Origin of the sequence: Kribbella sp. NPDC056861 (genome assembly GCF_040687575.1) — a bacterium.
Taxonomy (GTDB): Bacteria; Actinomycetota; Actinomycetes; order Propionibacteriales; family Kribbellaceae; genus Kribbella.
Genome location: NZ_JBFBNQ010000002.1, coordinates 736,141 through 752,590 on the forward strand (window position 1 = coordinate 736,141; position 16,450 = coordinate 752,590).

Here is a 16,450-nt window from a genome sequence, read left to right on the forward strand (position 1 = left end):
GTTCCTCCTAAGGGTTGATGCAGAACACCGCTGCACGGAGCAGCGCTGGATCGAGGGCGGCCGGGTCGAGACCGCTGATGACGACCTCGCAGCTCTCGCCAGGCAGCAGGGTGATGAGGCCTCGGTCGGCCTGAGCCTGCGGCCCGAGCCGGTCGGCCTGGACGAGGAGATCGCGGACGAAGGTCTGCGCGGTGATTGTCACCACCAGACCATTGGTGGTCAGCAGGAGGTCGGCCGGCGGGTAGCGGAAATCACGATCCTCCGTGCCGAGCACGACGTCGCGTAGCTCCCCGGCATCGGCGACCAGCAACTCGCGTTCGGTGTCCTTCAGGGTGCGCACGTCGTCGGACAGCGGCAACACAGCAACGGAGTACGCCGGTACTGCGAACGCGAGGGTGTCTTCGGCCAGCACAGCTCCGTCGACCTGCATCCGGCGTACCGAGGCGACGTCTTTCCACTCCTGGTCCGATTGGTTGTCCACAGCGACGACGTGGTGGCCGTCCCGGGTTTGGAGGGTGAGCAGCCGGTCGGCGTAGAGACGGCGCAGTTCGTAGTACAGGGGTTTCGGGCGGGCAGCGCCGTCGATCGCGGCCCAGGACGTGACCGGCCAGCAGTCGTTGAGCTGCCACACGATGGTGCCGGAGCAGACCGGCCAGTGCGAACGCCAGTGCGCGACGGCGGTGGCGACGGCGCGAGCCTGATTGACCTGGGTCAGGTAGTGCCAGCGGTCGAAGTCCTCGGGTGGCAGGAAATGGTCGGCCAGGCCGCGGTCGAGCTTGCCGAGTCCGTCCTCGGCTCGCTGGCGGTGCAGCATGCCTGGCGAGTCGGCAATGAGCTCTTCACCGGGTAGCGCGGCTTCCAAAGTCGCGTACGCCGCCGGCGCCTGCCAGCCGAACTCGGCAGCGAATCGCGGGACGTCGTTCAAGTAGTCGAGATAGTCACGGCGGTTCCACACCTCCCAGAAGTGCGACGGGCCGTGCGCGGGATCGTTGGGGTGGTGGTCCCACGAACCCGACCACGGGCTGCCGGCGCAGTACGGGCGGGTTGGGTCGAGTACGGCGACGAGGCGTGGCAGCAGGTCGAGGTAGTAGCCCTCACCCCAGGTGCGGCCGGCCAGCGGCTCCTCCCAGTCCCAGTCGCGGAACCCCCACAGGTTCTCGTTGTTGCCGTTCCACAGCACCAGACTCGGGTGCGGCATCAGCCGTACGACGTTGTCGCGCGCCTCGGCCTCGACCTCGCTCGCCAGCGGCTCTTCCTCGGGGTACGCCGCGCAGGCGAACAGGAAGTCCTGCCAGACCATCAGGCCCAGCTCATCGCAGAGGTCGTAGAAGGCGTCGTCCTCGTAGATACCGCCACCCCAGACCCGCACCAGGTTGACGCCTGCGTCGGCGGCCTGGGTCAGGCGGTGCCGGTAGCGCTCGGCATCGACGCGAGACGGGAAGACATCGTCGGGGACCCAGTTGACGCCACGCGCGAACGTCGCCACCCCGTTGACCTTGAAGACGAACGCCGTACCGTGCTCGTCTGTCGACTGGTCCAGGTCAAGACTGCGGAAGCCGATGCGCCGGTGCCATGTATCCAGCTCGGTGCCGGCATCCGTGAGGGTCACTCGACACTCGTACAGGTTCTGGTCCCCGTACCCACGTGGCCACCACAGCGCCGCATCAGGCACCTCCAGCTCCACGACCGCCGTCCGCGCACCCGCCGGAATCTCTACCTCCGCAGTCCTGCCACCGACCTCGAGGGTTGCCCGCAAGTTTCGGTCCTCACCGGCCGCGGTCCGCTCAACGTCGAGATGGACCTCCACTCGGCCGGTGCCGTCAACCACCGTGACGAGCGGCCTGACATTCGCCAGTCGCGCGGTGCTCCAGCCCTCCAGCCGCACCGGCCGCCAGATCCCCGCCGTCACCAGCGTCGGTCCCCAGTCCCAGCCGAAGCTGCAGGCCATCTTGCGGAGGAAGTTGAACGGTTCGGGATAGGCATTGGGCCGCTCGCCGAGCTGCGCCTTGACCGCCTCGGCCTCCGTGTACGCCGAGGTGAACAGCACCGACAAGTGTGAGCCGGCCGCTACCCGTCGGGTGACGTCGAAGCGGTAGCTCCGGTGCATGTTCCGGGTGCGGCCGATCTCGGCGCCGTCCAGCGTCACGGTCGCGACCGTGTCGAGCCCGTCGAAGACCAGGTCGACCCGCTCGTACCCGGTCGGTACCGCGGTCACGGTGGTGTCATAGCGCCAGTCGGCCCGGCCGATCCAGGCGACGTCCAGCTCGTTGCGGCCGACGTACGGGTCGGGGATGTGGCCCGCGGCCAGCAGGTCCTGGTGACAGCATCCCGGGACCTCGGCCGGCACGATCAGCTCGCGAAGATACGCGGCATCGTCGGGGACGGACCCGCCGGCCAGCCAGAGGGTCCAGCCCGACGTCAGTGGCATCAGCTGCTTGGTCACTTGGTGGCTCCCGCCGCGAATCCGTTGTAGATGAAGCGTTGCAGCGCCAGGAAGACGACCAGGGTCGGCAGGATCACCAGCGCCGCTCCGGCCGAGATCACCTCCCAGTGCGCTCCGAACGGTCCCTTGAACCGGAACAGGGACGTCGAGATGGTGCCCAGTCCTTCGGCCGGCATGTACAGGAACGGGATGTAGAAGTCGTTGTAGATGGCAACCCCCTTGACGATCACCACGGTGGCGATCGCGGGTCGCAGCAACGGTAGGATGACCCGCCAGTAGATGGTCAGCGACCCCGCGCCGTCGATCCGGGCGGCCTCGTCCAAGGCGATCGGGATCGACCGGATGAACTGCAGGAAGATGTAGATCGAGACGATGTCGGTGCCCATGTAGAGCAGGATCGGCGCCCACCGGGTGCCCATCACGCCCAGCCCGTCGACCACCTGGTAGGTGGCGACCTGGGTCGTCACGCCCGGCACCAGCGCCGCGATCAGGAACAATGCCATCACGATCTTCTTGCCCCGGAACTGATGCCGGTCCACGGCGTACGCCGTCATCGAGCCGATGAAGACCGTGCCGATCAGCGCGAAGAACAGGATGAACGACGTGTTCCACAACGCCCGCAGCATGTGGCCCTGGGTGAAAGCGACCACGTAGTTGTCCAGGTTGAACCAGTTGTCCGGCAGCGCCAGCGGACTGGCGTTGGCCGCCAGCTCCTGCTCGGTGCGCAGCGAGGTCAGGAAGACCGCCAGCAACGGGACCACCACCACGGCGCTTGCCAACAGCAACGTTCCGTACCGGAACAGCCGGCTCATGACATCTCGACTCTCTCGTCGGGCACCAGCCAGCGCTGGACCAGGGTGACCAGCAACACGATCGCCAGCAGCACCACCGCGGCGGCCGAGGCCAGTCCGACCTTGTTGAAGTTGAAGGCGAGTTTGATGGTCTGGATCACGAACGTCTCGCTGTTGTTCGAGCCGCCGGTCATGATGAACGGGATCTCGAAGACCGCCAGCGCGCCGGAGACCGCCAGGATCGCGCTCAGGCTGAGGATCGGTTTGATCCCCGGCGCGATGATGTGCCGGAACTGCTGCCACCGGCTCGCGCCGTCCAGCGCCGCCGCTTCGTACAGGTACGGCGGGATCGACTGGATCGCGCCGAGGAACAGCACCATGTTCAGTCCCATGAACCGCCAGACCGAGACGCCGGCCAGCGAGGTGTTGACCAGGGACGGATCTCCCAGCCAGGCGTGCGGCTCGACCCCGAAGGGGCGCAGTACGGTGTCGAGGGTGCCGCCCGGCTGGAAGAAGTAGAGGAAGACGAAACCGATCGCCACCCCGTTGATCAGGTACGGGAAGAACAGGATCCCCTTGAACAGGTTCCGCAGCCTGGTGTTGAAGCTGAGGATGGTCGCGAAGTACAGGGCCACGACGATCTGCACCGCCGCGCCCACCAGGTAGAACAGGCTGACCGCGAACACCTGCAGCAACTGCGGCCTGGTGAACAGGTCGACGTAGTTGTCCAGGCCGACGTAGCGCTTGACCGGGCTGAGGCCGTTCCAGCTGGTGAAGCTGTAGGAGAACATGCTCACCACCGGGATGTAGGTGAACACCACCAGCAGGGCCACCGGCACCAGCAGATACAGCCACGGCGTGTACCAGCGCCGGGGGCTGGCGGCCCTGGCAGCTGTTCGGGTCGCCCGCATCAGCCGATGGTCGTCTGGGCTTCGGACCACTTCTTGTTCAGCTCACCGAAGATGCCGGCCAGGTCGCCCTTGGCGGCACCGCGAGCCACGTCGACGATCCGCTGCCGGTACTCCGCGGCGCTGATGCCGACCTCGGAGGCCTTGTCGATGTCGGCCACCTTCGCGGCGTCGGCGAACGTCATGTTGACGAACTCGACCCCGCCGTCCTGGAACGGCTGCAGCGTGGACGGCAACGGCGTGCCCTTCACCGCGGACAGCGACTTGGCCTTCTGCGCGTCACCGGACTTGGTGATGAACCAGTCGATCCAGGCCCGGGCAGCCGGCTTGTTCTTGCTGTGCACGTTGATCGCGTACTGGTAGTCAGGCCGTACCGCGGTGCACCACTTGCCGTCGACCTGCGTCGGGAACGGCATGAAGCCGATGTCGTCGGGGTTCTTGCCGGCCTTCTTCGCCGCCTCCTGCATCTGGACCACGGCCCACGAGCCGAGCCACATGGTGGCGACCTTGCCGGTGCCGATCAGGTTCTTGGAGTTCTCCCAGTTGGTGGTGTTCGGGTCCGGTTCCGACAGTCCGCCGTGCACGATGTCGTACAGCAGGGTGTCGGCGACGTTCATGTCCTGCCCCTGCGCCCACGGCTCCTTGGTGCTCGCCAGCTTGTCGCTCGCACTCGCATCGCAGCTCGGCGAGCCGACGGCGTTGCCCCAGTTGGTCAACGGCCAGGCGTCCTTGTAGTTGGTGTAGTACGCCGTCGCGCCGGTCTTCGTCTTGATCGCCTTCAGCGCGTCCAGGAACTCGGCCGGCGTCTTCGGCCACTCGGTGATCCCGGCCTGCTTCCAGACCGCCTTGTTGTAGACGAACCCGTTGGCCACGCCGATGTTGGCCAGCCCGTAGACCTTGCCGTCGACCGCGCTGCGCTCGGTGAAGTCGAACGTCTTCGACAACTCGTCGGTGCTGCCCAGCGGCGCGAAGAACGTCGGGTACTCGCTGGTCGGCACGGTGCCGGGGATGGAGAGCACGTCGCCGTAGTCGTCGCTGTTCATCCGGATCTTGACGTCACCCTCGTAGTCGGTGATGCCCTGGAACTCGACCTTCACCTGCGGGTAGATCTTGCTGAACTCCGCCGCGTAGGCCTTCGCCGTACCGTCCTGCACCTGGTCGGTCCGGTTGGTCAGCACGGTGATCGTGCCGGTCACCGCCGCCGGATCCGCCGGTACCGCGACCACTTCGGCGCCCTTCGGGTCACTCTCACTCCCGCCGCCGCAGGCGGTCAGTGTCATCGCGGGGGCCATCACCAGGGCGATCCCCGCAACCAGTCCACGTGTCCTTCGCATGTCCGTCACTCCTCGTCGACGAGCTGATGGCTGCTCAACCTAGACGCCGGACCGCGTGCTGTCCATAGAACGTTTTAGTAAACTTTCTGGGCGTACTTCGCTGGTTCTCCGAGGGTCGGGTTGTGGATCGTTAAAGCAACTCTGGCGGTCCTTGATAGATTTGCGGCTCAGATCGCAGTCACCGACGAGTGAGGTGGGCACCGCAGTGGCGGGTACGAAGCGCAAGGCCACCATCAGGGACGTGGCCGCGCGGGCCGGGGTCTCCAACTCCGCGGTCACCCTCGCCCTGCACGACCGTCCGGGCGTCTCCGCCGCGACCCGCGAGCGGATCCTGGCCGCCGCCAACGAGCTCGGCTGGCGGCCGAACCTCGCCGCGGCCACGCTGTCCGGGCACTCGCTGCACACGGTCGGCCTGGTGATCGCCCGGCCGGCCCGCCTGCTCGGCCTGGAGCCGTTCTACATGGAGTTCATCTCCGGCGTGGAGAGCGTGCTGAGCCGGAACTCCTGCTCGCTGCTGCTCCGGATCACCGACGCCGCCGAGGAGATCGAGGTCCAGAAGCAGTGGTGGCAGGGCGGCCGGGTGAACGGCAGCATCCTGGTCGACCTCAAGGTGGACGATCCCCGCATCCCTGCCCTGGCAGAGATCGGGCTGCCCGCGGTGGTCGTCGGGATGCCCTCGCTGGCCGGCCCGTTCACCGCCGTCTGGACCGATGACGAGGCGGCGATCGACGAGGCGGTCCGCTATCTGGCGGCGCTCGGACACCGCCGGATCGGCCGGGTCGGCGGACCGCCCGACCTCGGCCACTCGGTGATCCGCGCCGCCGCGTTCGACCGGGCGATCAAGGACCTGGGACTGGACGGACGGACCGAGCAGGCGGACTTCTCCCCCGACTCCGGCAGCCGGGCCTGCCGCAACCTGCTGCTGGCCGCGGACCGGCCGACGGCGATCATGTTCGACAACGACATCATGGCCGTGGCCGCCCTCGGGGTCGCCGACGAGTTCGGGCTGTCGGTGCCGGACGATCTGTCCTTGCTGGCCTGGGACGACTCCCAGCTCTGCCAGCTGACCCGGCCGGCCCTGTCGGCGATGAGTCACGACATCCACGCCTTCGGCGCCGAGGTGACCACAGCCCTGTTCGACGTGATGCGTGGCGTCGACCACCCGTCCCACCCGACCCAGCGCCCCCGGCTGATGCCCAGATCGTCGACCGCGCGCCCACGCGGCTGACTTTTACTGTCGCGTTCCAGCACGAGGCCTTGACACTGCCTGAGATGAGCACCTAAAACGTTCTACCTACAGGGCATGGCCGCCCCGCCTCCCGAAAGGTACGAACTCATGTCGCTGCGTTCTCGCTCCCGGATCGTCGCCATCGCCGCCGCGATCGGCCTCGCTGCCGGTCTTCCCGCGCCACCCACCCTCGCCGCACCGGCGCCGGCCGCTGCCGCCGCCGTGACCAGACCCCAACTCGTCAACTACTTCGCCGGACTGACCGGGAAGAACTGGCTGTCCGGCCAGCAGGACGGCCCCAACAACAACCCGGGCCAGTGGCAACAGAAGGTGCACGACATCACCGGCGAGTACCCCGGCGTCTGGGGTGGTGACTTCGGCTTCAGCCAGAACGACATCGACAGCCGGCAGAAGGTCTTCGACCAGGCCAAGGCGGTCTGGGCCGCCGGCTCCATCCCCGCCATCACCTGGCACGCCTGCGCCCCGCTCGTCGCGACCTGCCAGTTCGAAGGCGGCAGCTGGCCGGTCAAGGGCAGTCATCTGTCCGATCCTCAGTGGTCGGACCTGATCACCGACGGAGGGTCGCTCAACACCGCCTGGAAGCGGCGTCTCGACCAGACCGTGCCCTACTTCCAGCAGCTGAAGGACGCCGGCATCCCGGTGCTGTTCCGCCCACAGCACGAGATGAACGAAGGCTGGGCCTGGTGGGGTGGACGGCCGGGCGCCACCGGCAGCCGCAAACTCTTCCAGATCACCCACGACTACCTGCTGAGCAAGGGATTCGACAACATCGTCTGGGTCTGGAACGTCAAGGACGTCGCCGGCGGCGCGGCCCAGGTTTCGCAGTACTATCCCGGCGACGAGTACGTCGACCTGGCGACACTCGACGTCTGGGTCGACTACTTCCCCTCGACCGAGTGGTACCAGGCGATGCAGAACGTCTCGCACGGCAAGCCGATCGCGCTGGCAGAGGTCGGCCGGACTCCCACCCCGGCCCAGATGGCAGCACAGAACAAGTGGACCTACTTCAGCGTCTGGATCGACTGGCTGATCAAACCGGAGTACAACACCAACCAGGGCATCAAGAACACGTACTACGACCCGCGCGTCCTGAACCGCGGCGAGATCACCGTCCCCGGCGGCTCGACCCCGCAACCCAGGACCGGCCAGATCACCGGCGTCGGCGGCAAGTGCATCGATGTCGCCGGGGCCAGCACCACCAACGGCACCGCCGTCCAGCTGTGGGACTGCAACGGCAGCACGGCTCAACGTTGGACTGTCGGCACCGACAACACGATCCGTGCCTTGGGCAAGTGTCTCGACGTGACCGGCCAAGCAACAGTCAACGGCACCAAGCTCCAACTCTGGGACTGCAACGGCAGCGGCGCCCAGCAGTGGCAGCAGAACGGCAACCAACTCCGCAATCCCCAGTCAGGCCGCAACCTCGACGTACCGGGCGGCAACACCACCAACGGCACCCGCCTACAGATCTGGGACGCCAACACCAACCCCTGGCAGCAGTGGACGCTACCGACCGGCACAGCTTCTTGCACCCGCACCGCGGCACCTGGTGAGCGCACGGTCTCGGTGCAGTACGGCGGCCAGACCTACCCGGTCACCGTCTACATCCCGGCCGGCGCATCAGCGACCAGCAAGCTGCCGCTGGTGATGAACCTGCACGGCACCCAAGGCACCGGCACCGGCCAGCTCTCGTACTCGGACATGAAGCCCGCCGCCGATGCCGGCCAGTACCTCGTGATGGCTCCGACCGGCGTGATCCCAGCGAGCAGCGGTTACGCCTGGAACGTCCCCGGCGTCGGTACTCCGCCCGCCGGTGCTCGTGACGATGTCGGCTTCCTGTCCACCGCACTGGATGTCGTCAGCGCCCAACTCTGCGCCGACACCACCCGGCTCTACGGCACCGGCTACTCCGGTGGCGGCCGGATGACCTCGGCCTTCGCCTGCGCACAGCCAGGGAAACTCGCCGCCATCGCCCCGGTCGCCGGTCTGCGCTCGGGGCGCCCCGACCCGGCCGACACGTCGAAGCCTGACGCCTCCTCGTGCCAGCCCAGCAACGCAGTACCTGTGGTCGCGTTCCATGGCCAGCAGGACAACACGAATCCCTACAACGGCGGCGGCACCGAGTTGTGGCGGTACTCCGTCCCCGCAGCACAGCAGCGCTGGGCAACGATCGACGGCTGCAGCACCACGCCGACCACGACCCAGATCGCCACTCACGTGGCCAAAACCACCTACTCCGGCTGCCGCGACAGTGGTGAGGTCAGTCTCTACTCGGTCTCCGACGGCGGCCACACCTGGCCGGGCTCACCGTACGAATCCACCGGCAACGGCAAGACCACCCGCGAGATCAACGCCAACACTTTGATGTGGCAGTTCTTCCAGCGTTACCACCGCTGAGCCCGGCTCAGAATCCCTAGACCGACGACAGCCAGCAGGCCAAGGACAGCTGGGATGAAGAAGACGCCGGGGAGGCCGAGGGTGCTGACACCGAGGCCTCCACCGGCGCCGCCCAGAGCGGAGGCCAGGGCTGTGGAACTGAGGAAGATGGCCGAGGCAGTTGCTACCGCCGACGGGAGAAGGCGCTGGGCAGCGATGATTCCGAGGGCCGCGAAGACTCCCCAGACGCCGCCCATCAGGATCTGGCCCGCGAACAGGCCGATGGCGGTGCCGGTGGTGGCGAAGCACAGGTTGGCGGCGACACCGAAGGCGGCGCCGACCACCATCAGCCGCATCGTCCCGATCCGGCGGGCCACCAGAACGGCGAGCGGTATCAGGACGATCTCGACCAGCGGCTGGATGCCGATGACCGCGCCACTGATACCGGCCGGGAGGTGCAGTTGCTCGTTCATGTAGATCGGCAGGTAGGCGTACTTGATCGGCTCCCCCGCGTAGACGAGCACATAGAGCCCGGTGAACGCGAGAAGCGGCGCCATAGCTCGTACGCCGGGAGCGCGGCCGCGCGGTTCGTCCGGCTGCTCCGTCAAGGGCGGAGGCGGCCGGAGGAACCCGAGCGGAACGACTTGCGCCAGGGTGCAGATCGCCGTTGCCAGCAGCATCGTTCGCAACGACGTCTGGGCGGCCAGGAAGGAACCGGCAACGGGGCCGATCACCCAACCGCCGGTCAGCGCCATCCGGACGATGGCGATCACGCCGTCGTTGCTGGGGTTCGGAGACTCCTGCAGCCCGTCGTGAAGGGCTGCGAAGAGCTGGGAGGTCGCGGCGCCGGCGAAGCCGAGCACGATCGCGCTGATCAGATAGGGCATCCACAGCTGAGTGGAGTACGCGATGCCCAGCCAGCCCGCGAACCCGGCCACGGCGCAGACCCGGAACAGGCCCAGCCGGGCGCCGGTACGGTCCGACCGTCGGCCGATCAGGTAGCCGAGCACCGGCGCGGTCAGGCTGGTGAGGTAGAACAACCCGGCGGCTGACAGCGAGGCGCCCAGCTCGCCGACGAGGAAGGACGCGATCTGTGGCGCTGCGGCCGAGAAGCCGAGGGCGGACAGGAAGACGGCGACGGTGGCGCCGCGGTACAACGGCGAGCTGAGGGTCAGCCGCAGTGCCGACGTACGCACCAGCAGCGGGTCCGGAGCCTGAACCGGGTCATCGAGTGCCACCGACCCTCCCTGCGCTGAGGTCGCGAGTACTTTCCCGTACGACGAGGTCGACCGAGAACTGTTGCCGGTGGCCACGAGCCGGCCCGCCCGCCAGCAGCAGGCGCCCCGCGGCGGCGGCCATCTCCTCGACCGGCAGCCGCATCGTGGTCAGCGGCGGGTTGCTGCAGACCGCGGCGATGCTGTCGTCGAAGCCGATGATGCTCACGTCGTCCGGAACCCGCCGGCCGCTCGCGGCAATGGCCTGTACTGCGCCGGCGGCCATCAGATCGCAGGCGACGAACATCGCGTCGAGGTCCGGGTGTCGTTCGAGCAACTGCTGTGCGGCGGCATAGCCACCTTCCCGGAGGAACCCGCCATCGGCACTCAGGTCCGCAAGGCCGAGGCGTTGCGTCGCACGCAGATAGCCGGCCCGCCGGTCGATCGCGCAGGGGTTGAGGGCAGGCCCGTGGATGGCGGCGATCCGGCGATGTCCCAACTCGTACAGGCGGTTGACCGCCTCGTCCGCGCCGCCGAGGTTGTCGGCCTGCACACCGGGCACGGGTGAATCGGTACGCACCAGCGAGACGGCGCGACGGCACCGGCGGTAGAACTGCGTGGCCAGGGCCGGCGTGATGTCGGCGAAGACCGCGCCGAGGGTGGTGTTCGAGGCGATCTCATCGAGCTCGTCGGCAGCGGTCTCCTGGCGAACGGCGTGCAACCGCAGTTGGGCGTTGGCGCCTTGCAAGACGGGCATCAGGCCGGCGAGGACGCGACTGATGTACGGATGGGTGCCGAGCCAGCCCACCCCGGGATCGGAGGTCACGACGATCACGTCGATGGCGCGCTGACGCCCGGTGGCCAGCGCCCTGGCGGTCTCGTTCGGCTGGTAGCCCAGTTCGGTGACGGCCGCGTGGACCCGCTCGCGCAGCGGCCCGGAGGCGCCAGGCAGATTGTTGATCACGCGGGACGCGGTCGCGCGGGAGACGTCGGCCAGTTGCGCGACGTCCTCGATCGTGGGTTTCAGCCTGCTCATCGGCGGTCGCACTCTCTGTCAGGGTGCGTCGAACGGTAGACCTGAGAGCGCTCTCAGGCGAAGGGCCGTGGTCAAGCCGGAGCGGCTTGCCCTACAGTGAGACGTATGAAGAGTTCTGCAGATGTGCACGCGCCGGCGGTGATCGACAGCTGCAACGTCAAGCTGGTGGATCCGGAGCGGGTGGCGGCCGTGCATGCCAGGATGCCTTCCGAGGACGATGTCGTCGACACGGCCGACGTGTTCGGGTTGCTCGGCGATCCGCGCCGGCTGAAGTTGCTGGTGGCACTGCTGGACGGCGAGCTGTGTGTCTGCGATCTCGCGGCGGTGGCGGGGATGACCGAGTCCTCCACCTCGCACGCACTGCGGTTGCTTCGCGCCCATCGGGTCGTCTCGGTACGCCGGGACGGCCGGATGGCGTACTACCGGCTCGACGACGCGCACGTGCGGATGCTGGTCGACCTTGCCGTCGCGCACACCGAGCACACCGACGCGATTCACCCGGAGCGTGGCTGATGGGCGCGGGGCACGGTCACGGCCACGGGGTCAGTGCGGAGGCTGACCGCAAGCTGCTGAGCGGGGCGCTGGCTTTGATCCTGGCCTTCATGGCAGCCGAGGTGGTGGTTGGATTCGCGGCCGGATCGCTGGCCCTGATCACCGACGCGGCGCACATGCTCACCGATGCCGCCGCGATCGCGCTGGCGCTGGCCGCGATCCGGCTGTCTGCCCGGCCGCCCGCCGGTGGGTTCACCTACGGGCTCAAGCGGGTCGAGATCCTTTCCGCGCAGGCCAACGGCATCACCCTGCTGCTGCTCGCCGCGTTCTTCGTCTACGAGTCGGTCAGCCGGATGATCCATCCGCCCGAGGTCGAGGGCGTGCTGGTGCTGATCACCGGTGTGGTCGGGATCGTGGTCAACCTGTTCGCCACCTGGCTGATCAGCAAGGCGAACCGCTCCAGCCTGAACGTCGAGGGCGCGTTCCAGCACATCCTCAACGACCTGTTCGCCTTCGTCGCGACCGCCGTCGCCGGCTTGGTGGTGCTGCTCACCGGCTTCACCCGCGCCGACTCGATCGCCGCGCTGATCGTCGCCGCGCTGATGCTGAAGGCCGGTATCGGCCTGGTCCGCGACTCCGGCCGGATCTTCCTCGAAGCAGCTCCCGCCGGGCTCGACCCGGCCAGGGTCGGCACCGAGCTGTGCGCGATCCCGGGCGTGGTCGAGGTGCACGACCTGCACGTCTGGGAGATCACGTCAGGCGAGCCCGCCGCGTCGGCGCACATCCTGGTCAGCGAGGGACTCGACTGCCACCAGATCCGCAGCGAGATCGAGGCTCTGCTGGCCGAGCGGTATCACCTGACCCACTCGACGCTCCAGGTCGACCACGCGTCAGCCGATGTCGAGGCCGCTCACTGCAGCGACGCCCACGGCGCAGTACACCGCCGGGTCGAGGTCACAGCCGCTGGAACAGGATCTGACCCGGCCATTCCGAATCACTGATCTGTACGCCGAAAGGCTCGCCCCGCGTGAAGCCTTCCTTCTCGTAGTACCGGATCAGGGCGCCGTCGCCACCGCCGTAGCAATCCACCCGGAGCAGCTCGACGCCGAGCCCACGAGCCAGCATGCGGGCATGGTCGAGCAGTTCGGTGCCGATCCCGCTGCCTTTCGACGCGCGATCGGTCACCAGCAGCCGGATGTACAGCTCGGGCTCCTCAGCGGGCGGGATGTAGGACATCGCATCGCCGACCGCCAGCGCGCCGACCACCCGTCCGGCCTTCTCGGCGACCCACAGACCGCCGTCGGTCGCGAATCCCCGGATCTGCTCGACCCGCCGAGGATTGGTCGAGTGCGCCTCGGTCCCCCACTGATCGGTGCGACCACGCGCGACCAGCCACTCGGTCGCCTTGTCGAGCAACTCCAGCACGGCCGGTACTTCGTCGAGCCCACCGCGCCGGATCGTCAGGGAAGAAGTCACCCGGCCATCCTCGCTCACCGGGTTCAGTTTCTCCGGCTCCGGTACGCAGCTGACGCCATCCGGTCGTTGCAGAGCTCGCAGCAGTAGCGTCGACGGTTCGCCTTGGTGCGGTCGACGTAGACGCAGCGGCACGGGTCGCCCGCGCAGGTCCGCAGCCGACCGGCCGAGCCGCCGGCAATCGCTCGCGCCAACGCGTCAGCGGCCGAAACCGCCAGCCGTGCAACTGGATCAGCGCCGCCTGTCGCGGCGAGCCGAGGACCCTCGATCAGCCGCGGCGTGGCGCCGTACTGGTCGAAGAGCCCGTTCAGTACGCCGTACTGCGTCTGCGCGTCGGCCTCGGCGAAGACGCGGTACAGCTGATCGCGCACCACCCGGACCGGCTCGAGATCCGCCTCGACCAAGTCGAGCGCGGCCAGCTCGTTGCGCGCCGCCAGCCGGGCGACGAGCGGAATGGTCAGGCGATCGGGCGGATCCTCGAGCAGGTCGTAGGTGTTGCAGAGGTCCAGCACGAAGCCGAGCCAGGGGTCGGTGGCCGGCACGCTGCTCATCCGGACATCCTCTCTCGCCTTGACCAGGCGATCGCACGGCTCTACCGTCGTCAGTTGTTAAGACAGTTTATCAACTGACTCATGACTAGGGGCGGGTATGAAGAGATTCGTGCTGGCGACGATGGTGGGGGCCTTGCTGCTCGGGGTCGCGGGGACGGCGGCCGCCGATCGGGGGGACAGACCGGAGCCGGTGGTGGTGACCGACATCCAGATCGCGGTCCGCGGCCAGGCGCCGGTGACGGCGTACCTGGTCAGGCCGGCGAAGAAGCGGCAGAAGCTCGCCGGGGCGCTCTACCTGCACTGGTTCGGGCCGCCGAACCCGACCCAGAACCGGACCGAGTTCCTGGCCGAGGCGATCACGCTGGCCGGCCGCGGCACGGTCGCGATTCTGCCGGACCTCACGTTCCCGTGGGCGGGCGATCCGGTCGGCGACCGGACCGACCGGGCCAAGGTGACGAAGCAACTCGCCGCCGTCGAAGCGGCGTACCAGGCGTTGCTGGACCAGGAGGGCGTGGACAAGCGGCGTACTGCGGTGATCGGGCACGACTACGGCGCGATGTACGGGTCGCTGCTGGGCAAACGCGCGCAGGCGCTGGTCTTCATGGCCGGTGACGCGACCTGGGCCAACTGGTTCGACAAGTACTGGCTTGGCCTGCCGGCCGATCAGGCCGTTGCCTATCGCAAGGTGTTCGCCGGGCTCGACCCGGTCGACAACATTGCCCGCAGCAACGATGTCTACCTGCAGTGGGCCGGTCGCGACGTCTACATCACGCCGGAGGTGCGGGCCGCCTTCGGTGCGGCGAAACCGAAGGCGACCGTCAGCCTCTACCCGACCGCCGACCACTTCTTCGACCAGCAGGCCAAGGAGGACCGCATCTCCTGGGTCAGCTCCGAGCTGGGACTTCAGGCCAGGGAGACCAGCTCCAGGTAGTCGTCGGTCCAGAGGTCCTCGGTGGCGTCGGGCAGGATCAGCACGCGATCCGGGCGGAGCGCTTCGATCGCCCCCTCGTCGTGGGTGACCATGATGATCGCGCCCGGGTAGTTGCCCACCGCGCCGAGGACCTCGCCCCGCGAAGCGGGGTCCAGGTTGTTGGTCGGCTCGTCCAGCAACAGCACGTTCGCGCCCGAGTGGACCAGACCGGCCAGCGCCAGTCTGGTCTTCTCGCCGCCGGACAGGACGCCGGCCGGCTTGTCCGCGTCGTCGCCGGAGAACAGGAACGCGCCGAGCACGTTGCGGACCTCGCCGTCGTTGAGGCCGGGCGCGACCGCTGCCAGGTTCTGCCTGACGGTGCCGGCCAGGTCCAGCGTGTCGTGCTCCTGGGCGAAGTAGCCGAGCCGCAGGCCGTGACCGTGCACCACCCGACCGGCGTCCGGTTGCTCACGGCCGGCCAGGATGCGCAGCAGGGTGGTCTTGCCCGCGCCGTTGAGGCCGAGGATGACCAGTCTGCTGCCGCGATCCACGGCCAGGTCGACGCCCTTGAGCACCTGCAGTCCGCCGTACGACTTGGTCAGACCGCTGGCCGTCAACGGGGTCCGGCCGGACGGGACCGGGTCGGGCAGCCGGATCTTGGCGATCCGGTTGGTACGGCGTACGGGCTCGAGGTCGTTGAGCAGCTTGCCGGCCCGCCGCGCCATGTTCTTGGCCGCCGCAGCGGTCGAGGCGCCGGCGCGCATCTTGTCGGCCTGCGCGTTCAGGACCGCGGCTTTGCGCTCGGCCGTCTGGCGTTCCCTGGTCCGGCGACGCTCGTCCAGGTCGAGCTGTTCGAGGTACTTCGTCCAGCCGGTGTTGTGCACGTCGATCGTGGTGCGCTGCGGGTCCAGGTGGAAGACGCGGTTGACCGTCGCCGCGAGCAGGTCACGGTCGTGGCTGATCACGACGAGCCCACCGGAGTAGCCGAGCAGGAACGAGCGCAACCAGCCGACCGAGTCGGCGTCGAGGTGGTTGGTCGGCTCGTCCAGCAGCAAGGTGTCGTGCTCGGCGAACAGGATGCGTGCGAGCTCGACCCGGCGGCGCTGACCACCCGACAACTCCCCGACCGGCTGGTCGAGGGCGCGCGGCGGCAACCCGACGCCGGCCGCGAGTCGAGCAGCCTCAGCCTCGGCCGCATAGCCTCCGCCGGCCTGGAACTGTGCCTCGGCGCGGGCATAGGCAGCCATCGCCCGCTCCTGAGCGTCGCCGACGGCGTTGCTCATCGCCAGCTCTGCTTTCCGCAGTCGCTGTACTGCGAGGTCGAGGCCGCGGGCGGACAGGATCCGGGCGGTGACCGTGATGGCGGGGTCGGCCGCGCGCGGGTCCTGCGGCAGGTAGCCGACGGATCCGGTGGTCGCGATCGTGCCGCCGGCCGGGCGGTCCTCGCCGGCCAGCGCCTTCAGCAGGGTGGTCTTGCCGGCGCCGTTGCGGCCGACCAGGCCGATCCGGTCGCCGGGGCTGATGTGGAACGCGAGGTCGGACAGCAGCAGGTGGGCGCCGACGCGAATATCTACACCGCGGACGGTGATCATGATGGTTGCTCTCTGTGAGGTACTGCGGACGCACTTCTGGTTCGGAAGCGGGTTCGCAGCTAGACACAGAGGCAGGTAGCC

The 16,450-nt window shown here is 68.2% G+C and carries 14 protein-coding genes; 5 read left to right on the forward strand and 9 right to left on the reverse strand.

The window, feature by feature from the left end; translation table 11 throughout:
• Window positions 1-7: 7 nt before the first annotated feature.
• From AB0P21_RS10550 to AB0P21_RS10565, 4 genes are read right to left on the reverse strand one after another with little or no spacing between them, the layout of a single operon-like run.
• The gene (locus AB0P21_RS10550) at window positions 8-2,443 is read right to left on the reverse strand and encodes a glycoside hydrolase family 2 protein (RefSeq protein WP_363695477.1); all 2,436 of its coding nucleotides are present in this window, start codon (window positions 2,441-2,443) and stop codon (window positions 8-10) included.
• Window positions 2,440-3,255 carry a carbohydrate ABC transporter permease gene (locus tag AB0P21_RS10555; RefSeq protein WP_363695478.1) on the reverse strand — a complete coding sequence of 272 codons (816 nt, stop codon included), beginning with the start codon at window positions 3,253-3,255 and terminating at the stop codon, window positions 2,440-2,442. Before AB0P21_RS10555 ends, AB0P21_RS10550 begins: the two co-directional genes overlap by 4 nt.
• Window positions 3,252-4,145: a sugar ABC transporter permease gene (locus AB0P21_RS10560; protein ID WP_363695480.1), complete on the reverse strand. Its 894-nt coding sequence runs from the start codon at window positions 4,143-4,145 to the stop codon at window positions 3,252-3,254. The genes AB0P21_RS10555 and AB0P21_RS10560 overlap by 4 nt, the downstream gene beginning before the upstream one ends.
• On the reverse strand, window positions 4,145-5,476 hold the full coding sequence (locus AB0P21_RS10565; RefSeq protein ID WP_363695482.1) for an extracellular solute-binding protein: 1,332 nt from the start codon (window positions 5,474-5,476) through the stop codon (window positions 4,145-4,147). Before AB0P21_RS10565 ends, AB0P21_RS10560 begins: the two co-directional genes overlap by 1 nt.
• Before the next feature lie 205 nt (window positions 5,477-5,681).
• Here AB0P21_RS10565 and AB0P21_RS10570 point away from each other — a divergent pair, with 205 nt between their 5' ends.
• The gene (locus tag AB0P21_RS10570; protein ID WP_363695483.1) at window positions 5,682-6,704 is read left to right on the forward strand and encodes a LacI family DNA-binding transcriptional regulator; all 1,023 of its coding nucleotides are present in this window, start codon (window positions 5,682-5,684) and stop codon (window positions 6,702-6,704) included.
• 108 nt (window positions 6,705-6,812) lie between these two features.
• Window positions 6,813-9,122 (forward strand): glycosyl hydrolase, encoded by a 2,310-nt coding sequence (locus AB0P21_RS10575; protein ID WP_363695485.1) that lies wholly within the window; start codon window positions 6,813-6,815, stop codon window positions 9,120-9,122.
• On the opposite strand, the gene AB0P21_RS10580 is transcribed toward AB0P21_RS10575, so the two are convergent.
• Both AB0P21_RS10580 and AB0P21_RS10585 read right to left on the reverse strand, forming a co-directional pair.
• On the reverse strand, window positions 9,110-10,339 hold the full coding sequence (locus AB0P21_RS10580; RefSeq protein WP_363695487.1) for an MFS transporter: 1,230 nt from the start codon (window positions 10,337-10,339) through the stop codon (window positions 9,110-9,112). The two genes, AB0P21_RS10575 and AB0P21_RS10580, sit on opposite strands and share 13 nt — an antisense overlap.
• Window positions 10,326-11,351, reverse strand: a complete 1,026-nt coding sequence (locus AB0P21_RS10585; protein WP_363695489.1) for a LacI family DNA-binding transcriptional regulator — start codon at window positions 11,349-11,351, stop codon at window positions 10,326-10,328. Before AB0P21_RS10585 ends, AB0P21_RS10580 begins: the two co-directional genes overlap by 14 nt.
• Before the next feature lie 105 nt (window positions 11,352-11,456).
• Between AB0P21_RS10585 and AB0P21_RS10590 the strand changes: the two genes are divergently transcribed.
• A complete protein-coding gene (locus AB0P21_RS10590; protein WP_363695490.1) occupies window positions 11,457-11,864 on the forward strand; it encodes a metalloregulator ArsR/SmtB family transcription factor in 408 nt (135 codons plus the stop codon).
• The gene (locus AB0P21_RS10595) at window positions 11,864-12,844 is read left to right on the forward strand and encodes a cation diffusion facilitator family transporter (protein ID WP_363695492.1); all 981 of its coding nucleotides are present in this window, start codon (window positions 11,864-11,866) and stop codon (window positions 12,842-12,844) included. The genes AB0P21_RS10590 and AB0P21_RS10595 overlap by 1 nt, the downstream gene beginning before the upstream one ends.
• Here the strand turns inward: AB0P21_RS10595 and AB0P21_RS10600 are convergent.
• Entirely contained in the window at window positions 12,798-13,319 is a 522-nt protein-coding gene (locus AB0P21_RS10600; RefSeq protein WP_363695494.1) for a GNAT family N-acetyltransferase, read from the reverse strand. The two genes, AB0P21_RS10595 and AB0P21_RS10600, sit on opposite strands and share 47 nt — an antisense overlap.
• Window positions 13,320-13,342: 23 nt before the next feature.
• Window positions 13,343-13,867, reverse strand: coding sequence for a CGNR zinc finger domain-containing protein (locus tag AB0P21_RS10605; protein ID WP_363695496.1), 525 nt, complete (start codon window positions 13,865-13,867; stop codon window positions 13,343-13,345).
• A gap of 97 nt (window positions 13,868-13,964) precedes the next feature.
• Between AB0P21_RS10605 and AB0P21_RS10610 the strand changes: the two genes are divergently transcribed.
• Window positions 13,965-14,798: a hypothetical protein gene (locus tag AB0P21_RS10610; RefSeq protein WP_363695497.1), complete on the forward strand. Its 834-nt coding sequence runs from the start codon at window positions 13,965-13,967 to the stop codon at window positions 14,796-14,798.
• On the opposite strand, the gene AB0P21_RS10615 is transcribed toward AB0P21_RS10610, so the two are convergent.
• Window positions 14,771-16,369, reverse strand: a complete 1,599-nt coding sequence (locus tag AB0P21_RS10615) for an ABC-F family ATP-binding cassette domain-containing protein (protein ID WP_363695499.1) — start codon at window positions 16,367-16,369, stop codon at window positions 14,771-14,773. The genes AB0P21_RS10610 and AB0P21_RS10615 overlap by 28 nt on opposite strands.
• Between the last annotated feature and the right edge of the window lie 81 nt (window positions 16,370-16,450).

Coding starts and splice junctions, on each gene's coding strand:
- AB0P21_RS10595 (WP_363695492.1), top strand. CDS start 11,864: ATGGGCGCGGGGCACGGTCACGGCCACGGGGTCAGTGCGGAGGCTGAC.
- AB0P21_RS10610 (WP_363695497.1), top strand. CDS start 13,965: ATGAAGAGATTCGTGCTGGCGACGATGGTGGGGGCCTTGCTGCTCGGG.
- AB0P21_RS10555 (WP_363695478.1), bottom strand. CDS start 3,255: ATGAGCCGGCTGTTCCGGTACGGAACGTTGCTGTTGGCAAGCGCCGTG.
- AB0P21_RS10575 (WP_363695485.1), top strand. CDS start 6,813: ATGTCGCTGCGTTCTCGCTCCCGGATCGTCGCCATCGCCGCCGCGATC.
- AB0P21_RS10590 (WP_363695490.1), top strand. CDS start 11,457: ATGAAGAGTTCTGCAGATGTGCACGCGCCGGCGGTGATCGACAGCTGC.
- AB0P21_RS10560 (WP_363695480.1), bottom strand. CDS start 4,145: ATGCGGGCGACCCGAACAGCTGCCAGGGCCGCCAGCCCCCGGCGCTGG.
- AB0P21_RS10585 (WP_363695489.1), bottom strand. CDS start 11,351: ATGAGCAGGCTGAAACCCACGATCGAGGACGTCGCGCAACTGGCCGAC.
- AB0P21_RS10565 (WP_363695482.1), bottom strand. CDS start 5,476: ATGCGAAGGACACGTGGACTGGTTGCGGGGATCGCCCTGGTGATGGCC.
- AB0P21_RS10615 (WP_363695499.1), bottom strand. CDS start 16,369: ATGATCACCGTCCGCGGTGTAGATATTCGCGTCGGCGCCCACCTGCTG.
- AB0P21_RS10605 (WP_363695496.1), bottom strand. CDS start 13,867: ATGAGCAGCGTGCCGGCCACCGACCCCTGGCTCGGCTTCGTGCTGGAC.